The following is a 22,354-nucleotide window of genomic DNA, read 5'->3' as shown; positions in this document are numbered from 1 at the left end:
GGATATCAATAAAAATAAAATAAAAAGCATTCTACTACCCATCTTTAGGTAATAGAATGCTTTTTCTTAGCTTGGCTTTCTGTAAAAAAATGCGTTTATAGGATTGGGTTGTCCATTCACACAAACAATTTACATATTTGAGTCCACTAAGTGTCCTAGCATTACATGGAAGTAAGCTTTAACTAAATTGTACTTTCTTTTTGCTTTTAATTCAACCACCTAAACAGACTATTTGATTAGTTGGCTTAGACAGATAGATCTTGGTGTAGCTTTTCTTCGCTTCTTTCCCACATTTCTTTGTTATGACTCTGTAAGAATTCACGTAAAATAATTTTGGAGCGGTCATCCATAAAATCTACCAGAATTTGACGTTTCATTGATTTGTCCATACGATTTACATGATCTGCTAAGATTTTATACCCACGACGTTTTTCACGGTTGATAACCATTTCACAAGCACTAACTCCAGCAAAATAAGGTCCTTCTGGATTATAATCTATTGTCACCCAGACAAGCCAATACGGTTTTCCTCCAGCGGAGTCTTCTCTGTTTGTCGTAAATTTAATGCCTCGCTCGGTATCACTTCTGGCATGCATTGCCCCAATTTCGACTCTCGCAACGTCTTCTTCTATATCAATAATGACTGGTGATACATTCTCTAATGAAAGAGAACCTACACCAAATCCCTTATGTCCATCGGTCGGATCATTTTTAATAATCGTGAAGCCAATTTTTTGTTTTGGTTTTTCTTCGTTAGTCATTCGATAGTCCCCTCCGTTCTGGTATGATACTAGTATACAGAAAATTTCACTTAAGGAGGAAATGAAATGCCATATGTAACAGTAAAAATGCTAGAAGGACGTACGGACGAGCAAAAAAGAGCATTAGTTGAGAAGGTAACTGCAGCTGTTTCCGAGACAGTTAATGCACCTGTAGAGAATGTTACTGTATTCATCGAAGAGATGCCGAAAAATCATTATGGAACTGCTGGTAAGTTGTTCAGCGATAGATAAGAAGATTGGAAACGAGCCTTTTTTGAAGGGTTCGTTTTTTTATTCCATTCGGAAGGTCACTTGCTCTCTCCTGCCGTATACTTGCGCACAATTGTGATTTACTCGCTCTCTTTATTAGTTACTTGTGCTACTTCTCAGTTTACTTGCTCTTAAGTAATTTTTACTTGCGGAAAGGATAATTTTTACATAAGAAAAACCGGGGAAAAAGACGACCGGTCTTTTAAGTTCAAAACCTGTTTCTAACGTTGTCGAAGTGCTTTGGACAGACGTTTTGCTATATGATTACCGAGTGAATTTTTAGTGATATTGGTAATCTTATGGCGTTTGCCTGTCCGAAGCCCTCCTACAACGCTAAGAAACAGATTAGTGCATTTTTGGATAACTAGAGATAAGATACTTTCCTATTCATAGAGGAAGCTCACGAAGATGCAATTTCGTGAGCTACTTCGCTTCTTTATAAGGCAAATACTTACTACTTCACTTTATTTCCACTGGTAAAAAGAAAGTCTAATTCCTTCATCTATCATAAAATAATAGCATTTCTAATTCAACAGTGATTACAAATGGTTTTTCCCTACATTAACTTGGACTAATCTTATTATCTAAGCGATATGCTTTGCCAAATTTAATAATGGGTACTACTCACATAGTTGATTGTAGTGCAAGGTGGCGACTCCAGTGGGAAAAGCGTTAGGCGAAGACCCCGCAGCGAAGACATTGGCCAAACTTTGTTTGGGTAATGTCTTTGAGACGAGTAACCGCAGGAGCATTTGTTTTCCAGCGAGGAGGCTGAGGCAACGCCCACGGAGGCCAACAGGAGGTTGGTCACGAAGGCGTTGCCACACGAGGTGGCGCTTTTAGCCTTCGTTCCTTTGTAACCACCTAAAACGGAAATCAGCAGGATTATTCTCTCTTAAAAGTGTCGAAAACCCAGTGTTCACGGGACATTTTTATATACTTTCTTACCTTATAAAAAAAAAGCCATCCTACTGGATAGCTCGTTCATTCATGAGATTCATGACAAATGTAAATGCCTCGTCGATCTCTTCTTTTGTGAAGTTAAGTTTACCTTTTACAACATGAAGTTTTTCGATTTGTTCCTCTTTTGGTAGATAATCGAAATACAATAATGTCGATACTAGTTCTAGGAAACGAGAACTTTTATCTTTCATTTGGTTAATGCACTCTACTAAATCTCGTGTTGCTTCAGGAACTTGTGCCATTTGAGTGAAATGTTCGCCTGCATCGGTCATTTGGTATTTATATTGTACGTATGAGCCTTTATCTTGTCGTTCTTCTTTTAAAAAACCCATATTACATAATTCTTCAATTCGTAAGGTAAGCTCTTCTGAATAAGGGCCATAAAAATGGAATTCGTATTTTTCCTTGTATGGATATTGAAGTTTTTTTGCGATGTAAATCATTTTTTGCAGTTTTTTTCTTCCTGTTATGCCGTTAGCTGCTCCAATAAATTGCACAATTTTTGCATGTTCTTCTATCAAAATTAGACCCCTCCTTTACTTTCAAGTACATTAAGTCAATAAATCGAGTATTTGCTTTTTCAGCGCTTTTTTCTTTCCATCCTTAGTTAAAATATCTTCTGGGAAATACAATTTATGATCCGTTCTTCTTTTTCCGGAGATTGCCTCCACTATTTCTGATTCGCGTGATAGTTCTCGAATTTCTCCATTTGGTTTTAACAAGTGAATTGGTATACGCTCACCTTCTTCTCCAGGACGATAAAAGTCATACGGTAAGTCTGAAGAGGAATCGAAAACTAAGTAATACTCTGGGTCTATACCCGCTTTTTTAAATAACAACTCCAACTCTTTCATTTTCATATAATCTTTTGCCAAATCAAATTCAATATATTGGAATAATTTTCTATTAACAAAACGATTACTTAAGTCTGATAGAATTGGATCTTTCTCTGTCATCCATAGCTGAAAATAGGTCAATAAAACCCCTTCATCTAAAGCTAGATACTCGTTCAAAGTATATGTACCATCAAAGAAACCTCTAAAATGTGTCGGTTGTTGTTCAAAATCATAACCCATTTCACTTAATGCTTTTGCTCGATGCAAGATTTTCGTCAAAATTACCTCAGCACTGCGGGAAACTGGATGAAAATATACTTGCCAATACATTTGATATCTGCTCATTATATAGTCTTCAACAGCATGCATTCCGCTAGATTTGATGACCACTTGATCTTCTCTTGGACGCATCACACGCAAAATTCTTTCCATATCGAAGTGTCCATAGCTTACTCCAGTAAAATACGCATCTCTTTGTAAATAATCCATGCGATCAGCATCAATTTGACTGGATATTAAACTAACTACCTGCTTGTTTGAGTATGTTTTACCGATAACGTCGGCAACTCTTTGTGGAAAATCTTCACTCACTCTTTTTAATATCTCATTTACATCCGTATCGCCAAGTATTATTTGTTGTGTGAAATATTCATGGTCTAATCCAAACACATTTTCAAACGCATGAGAAAACGGGCCATGTCCTAAATCATGGAGAAGAGCGGCACATAGCACTACTAGCCTTTCAGAATCGTCCCATTCCGGTCGGCCACTAAAACTATCATCTACAATTCTTCGTACAATTTCGTACACACCTAACGAGTGATTGAAACGGCTATGTTCGGCACCATGAAAAACTAGATACGTAGTTCCAAGCTGTTTAATGCGGCGAAGTCGTTGAAATTCCTTTGCTCCGATAACATCCCAGATAACCTGATCGCGAACATGGATATAGCGGTGAACTGGATCTTTAAACACTTTTTCTTCTGCTAGCTTTTGTGTCGCATAGCTCATTTTTCCACCTCCGTAATGCTAGTTATAACTTTGTATCCATTATAAAGAAAAAAGCCGCATATTGAAAGGCGGCAAAAGGTCTTATTAATCTGCTATTTTGGCACGTACTTTTTCCATTAATTCGTCTTCAGTTAGCGCTGCAACTGGACGGTTATTGATAAATGCGAATGTTTTTTTACGTCCGGGACCGCAGTATGACTGACATTCGTTCACTTCAATTTCCGCCTCGGGATCAATTGCTTTTAATTTTGGAATCAATGTTTTTAAATTGACCGCCTGACACTCATCGCAAACTCGAAAATGATTTGCCATAGTCCACAACCCCTTTCATTCAACGGAGGCATTCACATAATTTAGTATTTTTTTTACACCAACTGAATTATTTAAAAAAGTAATAGTCTACAGGTCATTGTATCTTAAAGTTTATATTGCTATCAAGTGTATATTACGTGAATAAAAGAGCGATAAGTTGACCATTATGTTAATAGAACAACGAAACTATGAACATGGTAGGAGGAAGAACATGGTAAAAATTAGACAGGACGCATGGATGACAGAAAATGATGAGATGCTAGCAGAGATGGTATTACGTCACGTTCGAGAAGGTAGCACTCAACTAAATGCATTTGAAGAAGCTGGTGATGAATTAAATAGAACTGCAGCCGCTTGCGGATTTCGCTGGAATGCAGTCGTCCGCCATCAATACGAAAGTGAATTAAAGGAAGCTAAAAAAGAAAGAAAAGAAAAGCTACGTATATTAGGAAAGGATTATAGACGAAGAGGAAACGGAATTTATCTAGCTAAACCTCAAGAAGATGGCGATCGTGCACAATCTATTCCAGTATCTGCATTATCAATTGATATTATTATCGCGTATCTTGTACGGTTGCAACACAGTGATTCAGATATTTCTAGATACCGTCACCTTTCAACTATTTCAAATGAAAAGATTCGTAAATTAGAAAGTGAACTTGCAAAACTTGAAAAAGAGAACGCAGCTATTAAACAAGATTACGAGCAATTTGTACAAATCATGAACCGAGCTAGACGTCTTGTAACATTAAACGAAGAGGAAATCCCAGCAGTACCCGTTTTTCAAATGGAGAAGAACGGTAACCTAGTATCTAAAGAACCACCAATCGTTTAGAAGATTGGTGGTTTTGTCTGTAAAAAAACTCAAAACTTGATTAGAAATAGAGTCATATATATATTAAGTACAGCAAGGACCACCACTTTCTTTTCCATGGGCTCGGCTTCAGCATGCGAGGGTCATCTGCTCAAGCTATTCCCACAAAGTTCTTCGTGGAGGTCCTTTTCTTATGTTTCAATTTAAAATATCTATTTTTTTCTTATAGTTTGATGAAAAGACATCTAAGAAAATATATTATCATTTTTCTAGCATTTTCTTATTCCTGTCTACCACTCGTTGCATGTAAAAGAGGTACAATTCCATTTCATCTGGTGTGACGGACTGGTTGATAACAACACTCGATAATTGTTGGAGCATCTGCTGGATACGAATGACGATATCCTCTACTTTGAACGATGTACCAAGCAGTTCATTCATCGATGCCATCACTCCTGGTTTAATATCGGGATATGTAAACTTTGTGTTTTCTCCTTGTAAGCCGATTTCGTAAAATTTACGAATTAGTTCTGCTCGTTCACTTCCACTACCTTCAATACATAGATACACTTGCACTGCGATTCCCTGACGAAGTCTACGCTGAGAAATCCCAGCAAACTTTTTACCATTTATACTTAAATCATATGAACCTGGACAATACGATCCAATAATCTCATAAGCTTCTATTTTCCCACCTGACTCGGGGAATAAAAGCTCTACAAATGCAAGCATCACTTCATAGCCAGTAGGTATATCAATTGCCTGTTTCGCTTCCGGCAAAATAATAGATACATTAAGTACACCTTCATCTAAGACAACAGCTAGTCCGCCCGAATTACGAACGATTGGGGAATATCCCTGTGTGCGAAGAAAATCCTGTGCATCTTCCACGAACGGTAGTCGGTGATCTTGTATACCTAACACAACAGTTTGCGAATGGACCCACGTACGAACGGTTGCAGGTGACTGCTCTTGTCCTACTAGATGACAAAGTAAATCATCCGATGCGAACGATTCGAGTGCTGATCTACTCTTACCGCTAAGTGATTGATCCCAAAATCGCCACTTTTCTTGTTGCAATAAATCTTCTATTTCTGACATGTAACTTCTCCTCAAATAAGTGCTTGTGCAGCTGTAATATAAGCTAGTTTATATACATCATCTGCAGAACATCCTCGTGATAAATCATTTACTGGTGCATTCAATCCCTGTAAAATAGGCCCAATTGCTTCAAATCCACCTAAACGCTGTGCAATTTTATAACCAATATTCCCTGCCTCTAATGAAGGAAATACAAATACCGTTGCATCCCCTTTTACTACTGCATCTGGAGCTTTTTTTGCTGCTATTGCTGGAACAATACTCGCGTCGAATTGTAGCTCTCCCTCTATTATAATACCTGGATCCATCTGTTTTGCTAATTCAGTAGCTCCCACTACCTTTTCTGTTTCCACCGATTGGGCAGAGCCTTTTGTAGAAAAAGATAACATTGCGACTTTTGGTTTTATTCCAAAGGCTGCAGCTGTTTTAGCACTTTCAACTGCTATTTCCGCTAAGTCTTCACTCGTTGGTGCAATAGTAATTGCACAATCAGCGAATACATATCGAACATCATCTTTCACCATGATGAACGCTCCACTTGTTTTCGAGATTCCTGGCTTTGTTTTAATAATCTGTAATGCAGGGCGTACTGTTTCAGCAGTTGTATGTGCTGCTCCACTAACCAATCCATTTGCTTGCTCCATATAAACTAACATTGTTCCAAAATAATTGACGTCTTTTAAAATTTCACGCGCTTGTTCTTCTGTCACTTTACCTTTACGACGTTCTACGAATGCAGAGACAAGCTTGTCCATTTCTTCATAATTTTGGGGATTAATAACGGTTAGAACAGAAGGGATCTCTTCTTTATTTCCAATAATAATGGGATGAATGATACCTTCTTCCTGCAATTTCAGAGCTGCCGTAATAATTCGCTCATCATTTCCCTCAGGTAATATAATAGATAAATTGGCATCCCTTAATTTTTCTTTTATTTCTTGAAAAAAATCCGCCATTTTTTCTCCTCCTACGCTCATTTTTGTTACTTCAAGCATACACGAGTTTGTCACAGATTGTCATGTCAAAGCCGTGTCATTAGAAGAAAAGTTCGAATGTATATGATACACTGAATATGCGATTATTTAACTTAAAGGAGTGTCATAAATAATGAATGAAGCAGCAATTACATTAGATGGTTGGTACGTATTACATGATTTCCGCCAAATGGACTGGGCATCTTGGAAACAAGTAGATCCTGAACTACGCAAACAAGCTACAGAAGAGTTCGTAGCATTTTTGGATGAAATGCAACTTGCTGATGATGCAAAAACGGGAGCTCATGCTTTTTACACAATTGTTGGGCAAAAAGCAGATTTTATGTTAATGACATTACGTCCAACAATGGATGAGCTTCAAGAATTGGAAGCAAGATTTAACAAATTGACAATAGCGGACTTCACAATTCCTGCTTATTCATACGTTTCAGTAGTAGAATTGTCTAATTACCTAGCAGGTGAATCTAACGAAGATCCATATCAAAATCCACATGTACGCGCACGTTTATACCCAGAGCTTCAACGTTCTCAATATATTTGCTTCTATCCAATGGACAAGCGCCGTGATGGAGATGACAACTGGTATATGCTTCCAATGCAAGAGCGTAAAGATTTAATGCGAAGCCATGGTTTAATCGGTCGCAGCTACGCAGGAAAAGTGAAACAAATAATTTCTGGTTCAGTTGGCTTTGACGATTTTGAATGGGGCGTAACACTATTCTCAGACGATGTTCTTCAATTTAAAAAGTTAATATACGAAATGCGTTTTGATGAAGTAAGTGCTCGTTATGCAGAATTCGGGTCATTCTTCACAGGTACTATTCTTGCCGGTGAAAAGCGCTCTACATTCTTTAATATTTAATAGGAAAAGGCTGCAGCTATGCAGTCTTTTTTAGATTAGAAAGTATATAAAGATGTCCTGTGAATACTGGATTCGTGGGGCTTGCGGCTGAAGCCGTGCACAAAGAAAGCGTCCGCTCTTCGCTACAATCAACGGCAAATCTAGGTTTCTGTTGAGAGAGGAACGGGCTTCTTTTTTTTTATTTTCTTCACAATACACTTCCAATATTCCCCTATTCGCAAGTAAACGTTGAGTCAGAGCAAGTAAATACCACATAAGAACAAGTAAGCCTCAGTAAAGAGCAAGTAATTCAAGCACTAGAGCAAGTAAAAAGGTATTGAAAGCAAGTAAGCAAGCTTTTGCCATATACTCAAACAAAGTAAACTCCTTTTATCGGAATATAGTTGTGTTTGTGGCCCTCTAAGTCTTGTGTAATCCCCTATTGTTTCAAAAATCCATTAAACGGAAAAACGCTCGCTATTTTTAGACAATCTTTGTTCATCATTTTCTAGCTGGATGCATAGTGTATGGGTAGGAGGTGATGCAATGGCAGTCGTCAAATCCAACACGAAGCAAATGGAATTACTTGCACGGCTGATGCGAGCAGAAGCGGAAGGTGAAGGCGAGCTCGGCATGCTTATGGTTGGAAACGTAGGAGTAAATAGAGTTCGTGCTGCCTGCCTAGATTTCAAAAATATACGTACGCTAGAGGAAATGGTTTTTCAAAGCCCCGGAGGATTTGAGGCAACACAGAAATCGTACTTCTATCAACGTGCACGTGAGCAAGATAAAAGGCTTGCCCAAAGAGTTATTAATGGTGAACGTTTTCATCCTGCAACCCGTTCTTTGTGGTTTTTTGAACCACCTGGTGAATGCCCAGCGCAGTGGTATAACCAATGGAATACTGGCCGTTTCAAATCGCATTGCTTTTACTCTCCTTCTACCGCAGATTGTCCTGAAATTTAATTTTAGAAAGGATGTATGAATGGTTCAATATTATTGGCACCCTGGAGGTTTTCCCCAACAGCAACAGCAGATGCAACAACCGATGACCCCACCTAGCGTACAATTACCTGCAGCTACTAGACAACAGGAAGAATCTTATATTGAAAATATTTTAAGAGCTAACAGAGGCAAGTTAGGTACATTCTATTTTACGTTCGAGAACAACCGAGAAAGAAATAATTTAGTAATTACTGGCTATGTAGAAGCGGCTGGTCGGGATCACGTTATTATTAGTGATCCAAATGGTAAACGATACTTAATGCTTATGATTTACTTAGACTATGTAACATTTGATGAAGAGATTAATTATTTCACATGATGCCTAGAGCTTATTCGTATTTGCGAATAAGCTTTTTTTATGATTGAGTGCTCCACAATTCTAGATGAAACTCGCACCACCTAAGCTTTTTCTCAAAATAAAAAAGCCGAACCCACGTGAGATTCGACTTTCCAACTAGTTTGCGTATTTCACTGCAGCTACTATGAGCATAATCCATCCTGCTAAAAATGCTACTCCACCAATTGGAGTTATTGCACCTAAAACACTAATTCCCGTTAAACTCAAAACATATAAGCTACCAGAGAAAATAACAATTCCTGCAAGTATTAAATACCCTGCAGTATTCAAAGTAGAGAGTGGGCCAAGCACTTTACTGCTCATCAATATACCTATAGCTATTAAAGCTAACGAATGGAACATCTGATACTGAACTGCTGTATCCCATGTCGCCAAATATTTGTCGGCCACCTTGCCTTCTAATAGATGAGCTCCAAATGCTCCAAGAGCAACAGATAAAAATCCATTAATAGCACCTGCTATAATAAAAAATTGCACAAATTTCTCCTTCTTTCTCTTAGAAATCGAATAGGGAATCCCCATTTGCATCTTCTTCTTTTAAAGCGACTGGTTGTGTAGGTAGAATAGCTGAAGACGTCTGTACACTTCTAGTAATAGGAGCTTGTGACGGAATTTGACCTTCTAAACCAGCATCACATAGCGCCTTGATTGCCACAAGCGATTCTCTGACAGATTGTTCAGTTCCATTATTTTTTGCGTACTTTAGATGTTTATCTATTTGCATTAAAAGTTGCTCATTAGAAATCATCGTCTATGACCCTCCACTTGCTTTGGTTCAAATTTCAAGCATTCCATACCCGAAGAACGCTTAACTACTACAGAGGGAAGTTCCTTTGTTTTAAATCCATATGCTTTACATCCACGGGGATTTCGCGCATCCCATGTCGTAAAAAAGTGTCGACATTTGAAACAATTTACAGGCAATGTCCTCCCCCACTTTCCACTGACTATCGTAGCATATTTATAGGCAAAAATCGATGGGTTGCTCACCCCATGCAGCTAATTGGACATTAATCCTGGAATATGGCTTACTCCCAAAAAATCCTCGATGCGCACTTAGCGGGCTAGGATGTGGTGCTGTTATAATCATATGTTCCTCGGTATCTATTAGTTTTATTTTGGACTGTGCGGGCTTGCCCCATAAAACGAAAATAATAGGTTTTTGACGATCAGAAAGCTTTTGAATGACAGCATCTGTATACGTTTCCCAGCCCATACCTTTATGTGAATTCGCTGCTCCAGTTCGAACAGTTAACACTGTGTTTAATAGCAGAACACCTTGCTTCGCCCACTTCTCTAAATATCCATTAGTTGGAAAAGGGCAGCCTAAATCATCCTCTAGTTCCTTCAGCATATTCCTTAAGCTCGGCGGTATGCGGACACCTGGCTTCACTGAAAAACTCATTCCATGGGCTTGGCCATTCCCATGGTACGGATCTTGACCCAAAATCACTACCTTAACGTTATCATAGGCTGTAATCTTAAATGCACTGCCAATTTCGTTACGTGCAGGAAAAATTGTTTGAGTAGCATATTCCTTATCTAAAAATAACTGTAGCTTTTTATAATAAGGCTTCTCCTGTTCCTCTCTTAACACATCTTTCCAACTAGGCATGTCCATGTCACTCCTTAAAATCCACTTCTACTTCATAATCTACTAACTGGAACATTTCTTTCACCGACTTAGCAGCATTGTCTTCTGCTAATTGTAAAATCCCCTGTCCAGTTGTTTCTTCAATCATCATCTCTTTTGCAGTCTCTGCAAGTTCATATGCTTCCTCGATATCCGCTTTTTCGCGGAATAACCCTTCATATGAGAATACTTCAACCTGGTCAAATAAAATCTCTGGTCCACCTAAAAATTCTGGATGTGGCAATGTTAACTTGGCCGTCTTATTCTCATCATTTACTACTATATCTGATTCGGTTACCTGTGAAAAATCGACGCCAGCTTTGACAGTTCCTGGTACAACTACAAGGAGCTGTCTTTTCGTTCCAGGTAAATCAATCCCAATCTCTTTTCCAAATACTGCATTATCTTGTCTTTCAATAATTACTTTGGTATATGCCTGTGCTGTAGACAACTCATTCAAAGCTTGTACTTGTTCGACGAATGATCCTTTACTTTCGGTGAACGTACTTCCTTTAATAGCCCAAAAGGCTGCAAATGGAAGTGCCGCTACTAATAAGAGAATGAGAAGCCCAATGAGTAGAAAGGACTTCGAGCCAAATTTATATAAAACACGGGGCATCTTCCAAAAGTTAATACCTTTACGGGAAGGACTTTCCGCAATAGTTGCAGCTGTCTCATCTTGCGCTTTTAACTCCTTCAAAAGCTTTTCCATTTCACGAATCTTGTCCTCTTTTCGCATATCATCCCTCTTTTCCTCTGTTTCTATTACGTTTACAATAGCGAAAAGTTTCGCTATTAACAACTAATCTACCATGATACGATGAATAAAAGGAGATTTTTCATATGGCAGATTTTCACTATCGAGAGAAGTTAAAACAAATTGAAAAAGCAGCAAGTAAGAATATGTTGTCAGAAGGCGCTAAAAACATTGGAATGGGATGTTTTGTTTTTGTATTCATCCTAGTAATAGCATTTTTAATTTTTTTATCTGTTTCATTATGGATAAATGATATTATTGTCGGTTCTCTATTAACAGGTATTGTAGTTCTCGTCTGTCTATTTGTTTTATATAAGCTTTGGACAGCTCCCAAGATTCCATAATGTAAATATCCGACAAAATCTGATACAATAAAATAATTATAAGCAGTATAGAAAAAGGAGAAAAGTCCAATGTCTATCAAAAAAACACTTACAATAGCTGGTTCCGATACTTCTGGTGGAGCCGGAATTCAAGCAGATTTAAAAACTTTCCAAGAACACGGTACATACGGCATGAACGTTTTAACAGTTGTTGCTACTATGGATCCCGATAACGGTTGGAGCCACGGAGTATTTTCATTGCCAGTAGACGAGATTAAACGCCAAGCAAAAACCGCATTGTCTACAAACGTTGATGCTATTAAAACTGGAATGTTAAGTACAGAAGATATTATAGAAACTGCAGGGAACATTATAGAAGAAGCAGGAGTTCAAAGTGTAGTTATTGACCCTGTAATGGTATGTAAAGGCGAGGATGAAGTACTAAACCCTGGAACAGTGGATGCAATGATTACGTTCTTACTTCCACGCGCATTAGTAGTTACTCCTAACCTATTTGAAGCTGGACAACTGTCCGGAATTGGAGCTTTGAAAACAATCGAGGATATGAAAGCAGCTGCCGAAAAAATTCACGCACTTGGTGCTAAAAATGTAGTCATCAAAGGAGGAAAACAGTTAAAACATGAAAAAGCTGTTGATCTATTCTTCGATGGTCAAACCCATACACTTTTAGAAACAGAAAAAACTGAGACTACTTATAATCACGGTGCTGGTTGTACGTTTGCCGCAGCAATAACTGCAAACTTAGCTAATGGCTTATCTGTTGCCGATTCAGTTTTTGAAGCGAAGGAATTTGTTTCGGCAGCCATCGCTCATGGGTGGAAGTTGAATCAATACGTTGGTCCAGTCCTACATGGTGCTAAAGGTAAATTTGGTGCACCAGAAGTAACTACCACAACTGTTTAATACGCTGTTATTAACTCGTAAGGTCATCTATGACTTACGAGTTTTTTTATGTTAAATTCAATCATTCGCTTCATATAGTTTTTTTCATTATACTAGTAGCAGACAGTATGTTAGGAGGCAATATGAATGGAAATTGTTCAAGTAGATCGCTTGCAAGAGCTTTTAAATAACTTTGCAAACGAAGATGTATATATACATTTAGAAACGACTAATGGTGCATATGCTGCCCATTTTAACGAGAATGTTTTTAATGCAGGAGCATTTATTCGAAATGTAATGATTCGTTATGAACTTGGAAAAATAGCTGGAGAAGCTCCACATCGTATAGGTTTGAAGCTACCTCATGGTTGGGTTTATGCGCAAGGAATTACCCATTTCGAGCTAGATGAACACGGTCGATTACTGATGGCCGGTCATGACCAAAGTGGAAAATTAGCGGTTGCATTACAAATTAGTAAAACACCATTTACTTATTAAGGAGGACAAATAAATGACATTACCAATGGAACGACATGTACTAGTTGTATTCCCTCACCCAGATGATGAAGCATTTGGAGTATCAGGTACAATTGCTACTTATATTAATCAAGGAATTCCGGTTACATACGCTTGCTTAACCCTAGGAGAAATGGGAAGAAATTTAGGAAACCCTCCGTTTGCCACACGTGAAACATTGCCTCAGATACGTAAAGAAGAATTACTTGCATCAGCTAAGGCAATGGGTTTGACAGACCTTCGTATGATGGGATTACGTGATAAAACGATAGAGTTTGAAGACGATGAAAAAATGGTCGAGATGATGCAAAATCTAATATCTGATACGAACCCTTCACTTATTATTACATTTTATCCTAATTATGCAGTACATCCCGATCATGATGCGACCGGACGTGCAATGGTTCGTGCGGTACGACGTATGCCAGAAGAGCAACGACCGACGATTTATGCACTAGCATTCTCTAATGATTCTAAGGAAGTTCTAGGAGAACCAGATATTGTTCATAATATAAAAGAAGCAGCAGTCCAAAAAATGGGCTCTATGCGTGCCCATATTTCACAAACTGCATGGATGTTAGAGGAAATGGATAAACATCTAGCAGATGGGGAAACCGAAGCAGAGAACTGGCTAAACTTTGAACGTTTTTACACCTATGATTTCTCCAAAGATTTCGAATAAAAAAACTTTTCGATAACTATAGACTTATCTCTGTATTTGAATTATTATTTGTAAGCGTCATCATTACACTACATGAATAAATATTCAAATATAGAAAGTTGGTCTGTTTCATGAAAAAGTTTTCCTTATCCACATGGCTATTGTTCTTACTCCCGTCTATAGCGGGTGTTATACTTTTTATGATTCCTCTACCATTTGATGGTGGATTTAAAATACCGATAGCTTGGCTTGCGAGTATTCTTTCAACAGTACTTGAGCCTGTTGTACAATGGCTTGCTTTGATAACACTTTTAATCGCTGCAGTTGGTTCGACAATTTTTCTATTCAAACCTAAAGAAGAAACCTTTATCAATAACTTGTTTAAAGTAACTCCTTTTTGGACAGTAACACGGATTGTTGGAGCAGTGTTTTCCATCTTAATCATTTGGGAAATTGGCCCAGAAGCAATTTGGAGTGAAAATACAGGTGGAATGTTATTAAGTCCAACTGGATTAGTGTCCTTCTTATTTACCATTTTCTTATTCGCAGGATTGTTGCTACCTCTTCTATTAAACTTCGGATTACTGGAGTTCTTTGGTACGATGATGGTGAGAATTATGCGTCCGTTATTTAAATTACCTGGCCGTTCCGCAGTTGACGCTCTTACGTCATGGGTTGGAGATGGTACAATCGGTGTTTTGCTTACGAGTAGACAGTATGAAGAAGGCTATTACACGAAGAAAGAAGCAGCAATTATTGGTTCTACCTTCTCTGTAGTTTCAATTACGTTCTGTATTGTTGTATTAGATCAAGTAGGTTTGGGTAAATACTTCCTTCCGTATTATTTAACTGTTCTACTTTGTGGTATAGTTCTTGCGTTTATCATGCCAAGAATTTATCCACTTGCTGGAAAAGAGGACGTACATATTGATGGACGTCCACTTGACTTAGAAGCAGAAAAGTTCCCTGAAAATTATAATGCTGTTACACATGGTTTAGAAAATGCATTAAATACAGCCAATAAAAACCGCTCGATTAGTAAGTTTTTCGTTGATGGTATAAAAAACGTGGTGGATATGTATATCGGGGTTGCACCTGTGGTGCTTGCATTCGGTACAATTGCATTAATGCTTGCAGAATATACTTCGGTATTTGCTATTTTAGGCAAACCATTTGAACCTTTGCTTATGCTTTTCGGAATTCCAGAAGCAGCTGCAGCAGCTCAAACTATGGTTGTTGGTTTTGCAGATATGTTCCTACCATCAATACTTGGTGCGTCTATTGAATCGGAAATGACTCGTTTCTTTATCGCTACAATGTCCGTAACACAATTGATCTATATGTCAGAAGTAGGCGGATTGTTATTAGGCTCGAAAATTCCGGTTAATATTAAAGATTTAATCGTTATTTTCTTACTACGTACGCTTATTGCATTCCCAATCATTGCTGTAGTAGCACATATATTGTTTTAAATAAAAACAGCGAACCTTATAGAAGGTCCGCTGTTTTTTTTGTTGCTAGTTTAGTTAACATATCCTTTGTCATTGCATCTAAATCGTATTTAAACGAAAAGCCCCACTCTTCCTTCGCAGCTGTTGCATCAATCGAATCTGGCCAGCTGTTTGCTATTGCTTGACGAATTGGATCCACCTCATAGTTCATGGCGAATGTAGGTATTTCTTTTCTTATTGATGCTGCAATTCCCTCAGGTTCAAAGCTCATTGCTGTTACATTGAACGCATTACGGTGTATTAGTTTGCTTCCGTCTGCTTCCATTAAGTCTACAATCGCCTGTAATGCATCAGGCATATACATCATATCCATATATGTTCCAGCTGCAATATATGATGTATATACTCCATCTTGTATTGCTTTATAGTAGATATCCACTGCATAATCAGTTGTTCCGCCACCTGGTAAAGTTTCATTGGAAATTAGCCCTGGGAAACGTACTCCACGTGTATCTAAGCCAAACTTGTTAAAATAGTAATCACATAGTAGTTCACCAGATACTTTGTTCACACCATACATGGTTGTTGGACGCTGTAATGTATCCTGTGGAGTATTCCTCTTAGGTGTAGATGGACCAAATGCTCCTATAGAGCTTGGAGTAAAGAACTGTAAGCCTAGCTCTCTTGAGGCTTCTAATGCATTCACTAACCCACCCATGTTCAAATTCCAGGCAAGTAAAGGTTTTGCCTCCGCTGTTGCTGATAATAGAGCTGCCATATGAATCATCGTATCAGCTTTAAAATCCTTTGCGAGCTGATGCATTTTTTCTCCGTCTGTCACATCCAAAATTTCAAAAGGACCACTTTCCGATACAGGGGAAGCTATATGTCTAATATCTGTTGCTAATACATTTTCCGAGCCATATTCTTTTCGCAATTTGGTTATTAACTCTGAACCAATTTGACCTAAAGCTCCAGTAACCATAATTTTTTTCATGAAAATTCTCCCTTTCAAAAACAAATGTATTTTTGAGAAGTACATTATTATCCTTCAAACCATTGATATGACTAGTCTTTCATGAGGATTATTATACAATGTTCATTCACTAAATACAATACCTCAGTTTAGGGAGTTTTGTTATAATAAAATAAAGGAGAGAATGATATGAGACTATTACCACTTATATACATATTTATTTTCGGAGTTGTACTAACTGTAGCTTTGCTATTTTTAAACCTACCATTTTGGTTAATTTATATAGTAATTATAGTTGTATACGTTGTATTACTTGTTTTACCTCAAATGTATACGATTTATAAATCTAACAATCTGAAAAAGATTAAGCGCTTTTTGGAGAAAAATAAACATAAGCCTCTATTTGCATACCCACTTGCGGTAAAGAACGGCGATCGTGAAGAAATAATCTCTTCCATTCAACTTATTTTATCGAAGTACAAACAACCATATATGCAAGAGGTATATAAAACAAATTTAGCTTTATTTGAAAATAATGTATCACTGTTTGAACAACGCGCTAAACAAATAAGTAAAGAACCACTTCATACATACTACATTGCATATGCCGAAGCTCAGAAAGGGAATTTTGAAGAAGCTCATTCTTTAAAGGGGAAGTTGCCAGTTGGTTGGATGCCCTATGCAATAGATGCAATTATCGCTCTGGAAAAAAGAGATTTGAGCGGTTTTCGTATAGCCACTGAGCAGTGTATTCACTTGGCTAGTGGAATTCAGAAGTTTAATCTTTTTTATTCGTTTGAATGGATGGAAAAAGAGTATGCAAACTAAACAAAAAAACGCTGAAAACTATCAGCGTTTTTTCACTATTTTTTTCTATAATTAAGTTCTTCTGTGTGCTACCGACTATATGGAATAGGTACAAATCTTCATAAGCACCATCGAGAAAAATTGTTATTAAAATATGTTCCATTCCATTCTCCAAAGTTGCAATAACCTGGAATTCTACTTTTCGATGAACCTCACTTCGTTCAACCTTCATCTTCGTAATTAATGGTAACTTACTCAATAAACCTGCCCCCCCACAGTGAATGATTCAAAGAAAGCTAAGAGCACCACCTCTTGTGGCAACATCCTGTTGACCTGAGGTGGCTAGACCTTCCCGCGTAACGTGTCACTTGAAACGGAAATCGTGTTCACAGGTATATTTATAATAGTCTTCCACAAAAAAGTAGCTATCAAGTTTTTACTTGATAGCTACTTATTATTATTATTATTATTATTTAATTACCCCAAGTTCTTTACCAACTTTTTCATAAACAGCGATGGCTTCATCTAGCATTTCTTTTGTATGGGCTGCAGTCGGCATGTTGCGGACGCGGCCAGTTCCTTTTGGTACAGTTGGGAAGACAATAGATTTTGCGTAAACGCCTTCTTCGAATAGTCGTTTTGAGAATACCTGAGTTAATTTTTCGTCCCCGATGATACAAGGAGTTATCGGTGTTTCAGATGCACCGATGTCAAAGCCTAGTTTCGATAAACCAGCTTTTAGGTAGTCACCGTTTTCCCAAAGTTTATCGTGTAATTCTGTAGAATCAATGATCATTTGAACTGCTGACGTTATGGCGGCTACATCACCAGGTGGTAGCGCTGTGGAGAATAAAAATGGACGCGAACGAACCTTTAACCAGTCGATTAAATCCTTTTTACCTGCAACGTATCCTCCTACGACACCTATTGCTTTGGAAAGGGTACCAATTTGGAAGTCAATTTCTTTTTCTAAACCAAAATGTTTAACAGTTCCTTTTCCTTTACCAGTCACACCTGAACCATGAGCATCGTCTACATAAGTAATTAGATCAAATTCTTTTGCAATTGCTACGATTTCTGGAAGCTTTGCAATATCTCCATCCATGGAGAAAACACCATCCGTAATAACCATTACTTTGTTGTATTGCCCAGATTCAGTTGCAGCCTTCGCTTTTGCACGTAAATCATCCATATCAGAGTGATTAAACGGTATTATTTTCGCACGTGATAGACGGCAACCATCAATAATAGATGCATGGTTTAGTTGGTCTGATAGTATTGCATCGTTTTTATCCATCACAGCAGAAATCGCTGCCATATTACAGTTGAAGCCTGATTGATACGAAATTGCAGCTTCTGTTCCTTTGAATTCAGCTAGCTTTTGCTCTAACTTCACATGAAGATCCAGCGTCCCGTTGATCGTACGAACTGCTCCTGCCCCAACTCCATACTTGTCCACTGCTTCTTTGGCAATTTGTTTAAGTTCTGGATTTGTTGCAAGACCTAAATAGTTATTAGAAGATAGGTTAATGAGCTCAGAACCTTTTACACTGATTTTCGCTCCGTTTGGACCTTCTACAGGGTCGATTTCGTTATATAAACCTTGGCTTTTTAAATCATTTAAGTTTTCGGATATAAAATTATTTAATACATGAGACATGTTCCTCATCCTTTCGCGGGTAATATTCTACTCTATCTTACCACGCTAACAGGATTGAGGAAAATAAAGCTGACACTAAAAGCCCCACAGACATTTGTCATGGGGCTTCGCATTTGCTACATCCTGTTAAAATCTCTATATTTACCTTATCGTTTCAAGCATTTTTTCCTGCAACTCACTCCATTTATCTTCTTCAATGGCTGAATCATAAAGCATCTTGATCATTTTCGATTCTCCAGCATATGTGCATAGATAATCTTGAGCAAGTTCCATTTCGTTTGAATAACGATTTCTCACTTCTAATATTTTATCCTCATTTAGCTTTGTTTGATCGATATGTGGGAAGAAATCTATAATTTCGTCTCCATCTCGCTCTGGTTCGTATATATGAGGGCTTGTAGCATCTACCACACATAACTGGAGTTGCGGAAGTACTACCCCGTCTACACTGTTAGCATCAAGGCCACACCAAATATACCGAACATCTAAACCATGTAATTTAGCCTCTTCCCCAAACTTCTTCATGAAAGAAGATTTCCCACTACCTGGTAACCCTTTTATATACAATCTGGTTTTTAAATTTTTTGAGATTGACTCTAGTGTATCCTTTGCCCCAAGCGGAGTTAGCGATCCCATTAAACGATGTGTTACCTTCGGATTCTTTTGGAGTTGAATATTACCGATATTATTCTTTGTACAATCTTCAAGCAGTGCTGTAATCCCATCCCAGCTGATAGCTACCTGGATAAGCTGTTCCCATTCATCGTGTATCTTTTTTGCTCGGGACAATGCTTGAAGCCCTTTTGTTAACCATACATCATTACTAATCTGTTTTTCTTTTACTATTGGACCAATGTCGCGGAGTTTCCTATCATTATAGGCTTCATAATACGGCACCCATTCATGCCCAGCCCCATAATAAGTGGGATCTACGGTGTCAGCTTGTAAGTAAAGGGTTTTAGTTTCATTAATATATAACCCCTCCAACAGGTCTTCATGCATTGGATCATAAAACCACTCCATATTTTTACCTCGGCGTACGGCATTATAGCCTATTTCCTTAAATATATCCGTCAATCGATAGGTAGTGGGTCCTTTAAAGAAATATACTTTGTTCGCTTCTTGAATAATTTCTTTGTAAAAGCTTTTTACACCTTGTCCAGTATATGACCTTCCCATATAATGAGTAATTATTCCGTTCATAGCTTCATCCTCCCTATCATTCCTTCAAGAAATACTATATGCACTGCCCGGGTGAAATATGAAAAAGAGTGCGGAAAATCAGGATTGATTTTCCACACTCTTCTTCATATACGGCAATGTATAACCGCAAATCTTAAATAATAGTTTTTGAGATAATGGCAATGAATAGTGAACAATCTGCCCTAGCAGTAAAGCAATAATAATAGTACCGATTCCCACGGGACCACCAAGTGCCCAGCCCGCAAGTGCAACAATTATTTCAATACCAGTCCGCACCTTTTTAATACTCCAGCCCGTTTTCGCCATAAGTAGGAGCATAAGAGAGTCGCGTGGACCTGCTCCTACGTTCGGAGACACATAAACCCCAACACCTACTGCCGTTATAGCAATTCCAATAACAAATATAATCAGTTGACCTATGTAACTTGTAATCTCAGGCAATAGCCAGTTAAACACATCAATAAAGGACCCTATAAAAAGAATATTTAACCATGTTCCAAGCTGTGGAAATTTCTTTGTTCCAATCATCGTGATTAACACAATGATAATACCTGTAAAAATTGCCCAGGTGCCAATAGTTAAACCAAGATGATTATATAAACCAACATGAAATACATCCCATGGTCCAATTCCAAATTGCTGTCCTTTAATGGTCATCGAAATTCCCAAAGCCATCGTTGTGACTCCGGCAACAAAAAATATCCAACGCCAAACTAATTGCTTCATTTTATTTCACCTACTTCCCGTTTCTGAAAACTACATATAAAGTCTCCAGTATATAGTAGGTCAATTATAACGATGTTTTAAAGAAACGATTACATTTTAATTATTGTTGCAATTCGTCCATTCGTGAGTTGAAGTAAATCTTTGACGCTTAGTTTTATCTGAAGACCGATTTTCCCACCACTAACAAGTATAAAATCAAGGCTCTCTGCGCTTGTGTCTATCCATGTTGGAAATAGTTTCTTCATACCAATCGGGGAGCATCCACCTCTAATATACCCAGTGGTCGGTAACAATTCTTTTAACGACAAAAGCTCTACTTTTTTCTCACCGACTGCTTGAGCTACTTCTTTTAAATTCAACTCCTTATGTACAGGAATAATACAAACAAAATGCTTATTAGTTCCAGCAGTAACAAGTAATGTTTTATACACAACAAAAACGGGATAGCCTATTTTATCCGCTACAGTTACCCCGTCTACTTGATCTCCAGTGAGCTCGTATTCAATTAATTCGAACGTAATTTTCTGTTGCTCTAATTTCCGAACTGCATTTGTTTTTTGTTTTTTGCTCATGTTCGAATGCTCCTTCTTAAGCTATAAGGAAGAAACTTGGCTGTTGGTCAGTGAAACCATACTTTTTCATGTGTACTTGAAGTGAGTATTTCGCAATAGCTTGTTCTTTAAATCTTCTCTTCTGCAGATTCTCCAAATTTTCTCTCGGTATTTTAGGAGATTGAAAGTCGGATTGAACAGAACGATTGGATACCGCTGCCTCATTTTCTCTTTGCCTCTTAGCTTCAACCTCAACCTGTCTAGTGGCTTCTTGGTTTAATGAGATTTGTGATTGGACTGTCTGAATTTTCGCAGTAGCACTAGCTGCCACTCGCAACTCATTTGGAGACGGTTCATCAGAAGCAAGAGCTGCACTTCGAACTTCTTCCAATAGTTCAATCGTTTTCTCGGGTGTTGGTCCACCAATTGTTTGTACAGGCATAGAAGGGCCTTTAATATCTAGCATACTTTTATTTTTTTCAAGTTGCTGAAATTCTTTAACAGCTGCACTTACTTCAGGAGAATCATTTTCTTTTTCCTTATTCCCAAGTAATAATTCCTCTAACTCATCTAAGGCTGGATTTTTTTTAGGCTGATAAAACTCAGCGTTTTTGCGATAAGTTTGTCCTACATCTTTTCGTTGAAAAGCACGCTTTCGTTGCTCTATCTCTGCTATTGTATTGGAAGTGCCATTACCAGTTGCTCTTACTAACGTCATCTTTTCCACCTCTTTCCATATAATTGTCCTTCTTAACATTTTACCACTTTCGCAAAATATTCAATCTTACTTTTGTCATAGAATGGATATGCACAAAGACTCAAATATTTTTTTGGTAAAATTTGCCGACTTTAGGTCTTTAGTTCTATAAAAATAAGCCTCCGAAGTCGCTCTTTCGGAGGCTTATTCTAATATATTTAGA

The 22,354-nt window shown here is 37.9% G+C and carries 29 protein-coding genes; 11 read left to right on the top strand and 18 right to left on the bottom strand.

Annotated features, from left to right (window positions below; genetic code table 11):
• Window positions 1–245: 245 nt before the first annotated feature.
• Entirely contained in the window at window positions 246–761 is a 516-nt protein-coding gene (locus MKY60_RS03315; protein WP_340928550.1) for a YwhD family protein, read from the bottom strand.
• A gap of 66 nt (window positions 762–827) precedes the next feature.
• On the opposite strand from MKY60_RS03315, the gene MKY60_RS03310 reads away from it, so the two are divergent.
• Window positions 828–1,013: a 2-hydroxymuconate tautomerase gene (locus tag MKY60_RS03310; RefSeq protein WP_090564533.1), complete on the top strand. Its 186-nt coding sequence runs from the start codon at window positions 828–830 to the stop codon at window positions 1,011–1,013.
• Window positions 1,014–1,999: 986 nt separating this feature from the next.
• On the opposite strand, the gene MKY60_RS03305 is transcribed toward MKY60_RS03310, so the two are convergent.
• The 3 genes from MKY60_RS03305 to MKY60_RS03295 all read right to left on the bottom strand — a co-directional run bounded on the left by MKY60_RS03305 (window position 2,000) and on the right by MKY60_RS03295 (window position 4,153).
• Window positions 2,000–2,515: a YwgA family protein gene (locus MKY60_RS03305; protein WP_340928548.1), complete on the bottom strand. Its 516-nt coding sequence runs from the start codon at window positions 2,513–2,515 to the stop codon at window positions 2,000–2,002.
• Between the two features lie 30 nt (window positions 2,516–2,545).
• Window positions 2,546–3,841 carry an HD domain-containing protein gene (locus tag MKY60_RS03300; RefSeq protein ID WP_090564538.1) on the bottom strand — a complete coding sequence of 432 codons (1,296 nt, stop codon included), beginning with the start codon at window positions 3,839–3,841 and terminating at the stop codon, window positions 2,546–2,548.
• Window positions 3,842–3,925: 84 nt separating this feature from the next.
• Window positions 3,926–4,153 carry a DUF1450 domain-containing protein gene (locus MKY60_RS03295; protein WP_090564542.1) on the bottom strand — a complete coding sequence of 76 codons (228 nt, stop codon included), beginning with the start codon at window positions 4,151–4,153 and terminating at the stop codon, window positions 3,926–3,928.
• A gap of 211 nt (window positions 4,154–4,364) precedes the next feature.
• Here MKY60_RS03295 and MKY60_RS03290 point away from each other — a divergent pair, with 211 nt between their 5' ends.
• Window positions 4,365–4,988: an RsfA family transcriptional regulator gene (locus MKY60_RS03290; protein WP_090564544.1), complete on the top strand. Its 624-nt coding sequence runs from the start codon at window positions 4,365–4,367 to the stop codon at window positions 4,986–4,988.
• Between the two features lie 240 nt (window positions 4,989–5,228).
• Here MKY60_RS03290 and MKY60_RS03285 read toward each other — a convergent pair whose 3' ends face one another.
• The gene (locus MKY60_RS03285; RefSeq protein ID WP_093493756.1) at window positions 5,229–6,068 is read right to left on the bottom strand and encodes a lipoate--protein ligase family protein; all 840 of its coding nucleotides are present in this window, start codon (window positions 6,066–6,068) and stop codon (window positions 5,229–5,231) included.
• Window positions 6,069–6,079: 11 nt separating this feature from the next.
• Window positions 6,080–7,024 (bottom strand): phosphate acetyltransferase, encoded by a 945-nt coding sequence (gene pta, locus MKY60_RS03280; RefSeq protein ID WP_340879022.1) that lies wholly within the window; start codon window positions 7,022–7,024, stop codon window positions 6,080–6,082.
• Between the two features lie 151 nt (window positions 7,025–7,175).
• Between pta and hemQ the strand changes: the two genes are divergently transcribed.
• From hemQ to gerQ, 3 genes are all read left to right on the top strand, one after another.
• Entirely contained in the window at window positions 7,176–7,925 is a 750-nt protein-coding gene (gene hemQ, locus MKY60_RS03275; RefSeq protein WP_090564550.1) for a hydrogen peroxide-dependent heme synthase, read from the top strand.
• Window positions 7,926–8,450: 525 nt separating this feature from the next.
• A complete protein-coding gene (locus MKY60_RS03270; protein WP_093493752.1) occupies window positions 8,451–8,870 on the top strand; it encodes a cell wall hydrolase in 420 nt (139 codons plus the stop codon).
• A 19-nt stretch (window positions 8,871–8,889) separates the two neighbouring features.
• On the top strand, window positions 8,890–9,228 hold the full coding sequence (gene gerQ / locus MKY60_RS03265; protein ID WP_090564554.1) for a spore coat protein GerQ: 339 nt from the start codon (window positions 8,890–8,892) through the stop codon (window positions 9,226–9,228).
• A gap of 135 nt (window positions 9,229–9,363) precedes the next feature.
• On the opposite strand, the gene MKY60_RS03260 is transcribed toward gerQ, so the two are convergent.
• From MKY60_RS03260 to MKY60_RS03240, 5 genes are read right to left on the bottom strand one after another with little or no spacing between them, the layout of a single operon-like run.
• Window positions 9,364–9,744 (bottom strand): DUF423 domain-containing protein, encoded by a 381-nt coding sequence (locus tag MKY60_RS03260; RefSeq protein WP_093493750.1) that lies wholly within the window; start codon window positions 9,742–9,744, stop codon window positions 9,364–9,366.
• 19 nt (window positions 9,745–9,763) lie between these two features.
• Entirely contained in the window at window positions 9,764–10,015 is a 252-nt protein-coding gene (locus MKY60_RS03255) for a YwdI family protein (protein ID WP_093493748.1), read from the bottom strand.
• On the bottom strand, window positions 10,012–10,191 hold the full coding sequence (locus MKY60_RS03250) for a uracil-DNA glycosylase (RefSeq protein ID WP_090564560.1): 180 nt from the start codon (window positions 10,189–10,191) through the stop codon (window positions 10,012–10,014). Before MKY60_RS03250 ends, MKY60_RS03255 begins: the two co-directional genes overlap by 4 nt.
• Before the next feature lie 37 nt (window positions 10,192–10,228).
• Window positions 10,229–10,882: a uracil-DNA glycosylase gene (locus MKY60_RS03245; protein ID WP_340928546.1), complete on the bottom strand. Its 654-nt coding sequence runs from the start codon at window positions 10,880–10,882 to the stop codon at window positions 10,229–10,231.
• A gap of 7 nt (window positions 10,883–10,889) precedes the next feature.
• The gene (locus MKY60_RS03240; protein ID WP_093493745.1) at window positions 10,890–11,639 is read right to left on the bottom strand and encodes a DUF4230 domain-containing protein; all 750 of its coding nucleotides are present in this window, start codon (window positions 11,637–11,639) and stop codon (window positions 10,890–10,892) included.
• A 104-nt stretch (window positions 11,640–11,743) separates the two neighbouring features.
• On the opposite strand from MKY60_RS03240, the gene MKY60_RS03235 reads away from it, so the two are divergent.
• From MKY60_RS03235 to MKY60_RS03215, 5 genes are all read left to right on the top strand, one after another.
• The gene (locus MKY60_RS03235; RefSeq protein WP_093493743.1) at window positions 11,744–12,001 is read left to right on the top strand and encodes a hypothetical protein; all 258 of its coding nucleotides are present in this window, start codon (window positions 11,744–11,746) and stop codon (window positions 11,999–12,001) included.
• A gap of 69 nt (window positions 12,002–12,070) precedes the next feature.
• Entirely contained in the window at window positions 12,071–12,904 is an 834-nt protein-coding gene (gene thiD, locus MKY60_RS03230; RefSeq protein WP_090564568.1) for a bifunctional hydroxymethylpyrimidine kinase/phosphomethylpyrimidine kinase, read from the top strand.
• Window positions 12,905–13,030: 126 nt separating this feature from the next.
• Window positions 13,031–13,381, top strand: coding sequence for a YojF family protein (locus MKY60_RS03225; protein ID WP_093493740.1), 351 nt, complete (start codon window positions 13,031–13,033; stop codon window positions 13,379–13,381).
• Between the two features lie 13 nt (window positions 13,382–13,394).
• Window positions 13,395–14,081: a bacillithiol biosynthesis deacetylase BshB2 gene (bshB2, locus tag MKY60_RS03220; protein ID WP_340928543.1), complete on the top strand. Its 687-nt coding sequence runs from the start codon at window positions 13,395–13,397 to the stop codon at window positions 14,079–14,081.
• 110 nt (window positions 14,082–14,191) lie between these two features.
• Window positions 14,192–15,532: a YjiH family protein gene (locus tag MKY60_RS03215; protein WP_241595095.1), complete on the top strand. Its 1,341-nt coding sequence runs from the start codon at window positions 14,192–14,194 to the stop codon at window positions 15,530–15,532.
• Window positions 15,533–15,548: 16 nt separating this feature from the next.
• On the opposite strand, the gene MKY60_RS03210 is transcribed toward MKY60_RS03215, so the two are convergent.
• The gene (locus tag MKY60_RS03210; RefSeq protein WP_093493734.1) at window positions 15,549–16,508 is read right to left on the bottom strand and encodes an L-threonine 3-dehydrogenase; all 960 of its coding nucleotides are present in this window, start codon (window positions 16,506–16,508) and stop codon (window positions 15,549–15,551) included.
• A gap of 168 nt (window positions 16,509–16,676) precedes the next feature.
• Between MKY60_RS03210 and MKY60_RS03205 the strand changes: the two genes are divergently transcribed.
• Window positions 16,677–17,315 carry a hypothetical protein gene (locus tag MKY60_RS03205; RefSeq protein ID WP_340928541.1) on the top strand — a complete coding sequence of 213 codons (639 nt, stop codon included), beginning with the start codon at window positions 16,677–16,679 and terminating at the stop codon, window positions 17,313–17,315.
• On the opposite strand, the gene MKY60_RS03200 is transcribed toward MKY60_RS03205, so the two are convergent.
• The 6 genes from MKY60_RS03200 to MKY60_RS03175 form a co-directional block, all read right to left on the bottom strand.
• Window positions 17,266–17,553, bottom strand: a complete 288-nt coding sequence (locus tag MKY60_RS03200; protein ID WP_093493731.1) for a hypothetical protein — start codon at window positions 17,551–17,553, stop codon at window positions 17,266–17,268. The two genes, MKY60_RS03205 and MKY60_RS03200, sit on opposite strands and share 50 nt — an antisense overlap.
• Window positions 17,554–17,763: 210 nt before the next feature.
• A complete protein-coding gene (locus tag MKY60_RS03195) occupies window positions 17,764–18,954 on the bottom strand; it encodes a glycine C-acetyltransferase (protein ID WP_241595093.1) in 1,191 nt (396 codons plus the stop codon).
• 141 nt (window positions 18,955–19,095) lie between these two features.
• A complete protein-coding gene (locus tag MKY60_RS03190; protein ID WP_093493726.1) occupies window positions 19,096–20,157 on the bottom strand; it encodes a hypothetical protein in 1,062 nt (353 codons plus the stop codon).
• Between the two features lie 78 nt (window positions 20,158–20,235).
• Complete coding sequence (locus tag MKY60_RS03185; RefSeq protein ID WP_340928539.1) at window positions 20,236–20,883, bottom strand: YczE/YyaS/YitT family protein; 648 nt, start codon at window positions 20,881–20,883, stop codon at window positions 20,236–20,238.
• Window positions 20,884–20,972: 89 nt separating this feature from the next.
• Window positions 20,973–21,455 (bottom strand): Cys-tRNA(Pro) deacylase, encoded by a 483-nt coding sequence (gene ybaK, locus MKY60_RS03180; protein ID WP_090564586.1) that lies wholly within the window; start codon window positions 21,453–21,455, stop codon window positions 20,973–20,975.
• Window positions 21,456–21,471: 16 nt separating this feature from the next.
• On the bottom strand, window positions 21,472–22,152 hold the full coding sequence (locus tag MKY60_RS03175; protein WP_241595091.1) for a hypothetical protein: 681 nt from the start codon (window positions 22,150–22,152) through the stop codon (window positions 21,472–21,474).
• Window positions 22,153–22,354 lie beyond the last annotated feature (202 nt).

This window comes from Psychrobacillus sp. FSL K6-1415 (assembly GCF_038003185.1).
GTDB classification, from domain to species: Bacteria; Bacillota; Bacilli; order Bacillales_A; family Planococcaceae; genus Psychrobacillus; species Psychrobacillus psychrodurans.
This window is presented reverse-complemented; position numbering and strand designations above follow the sequence as displayed.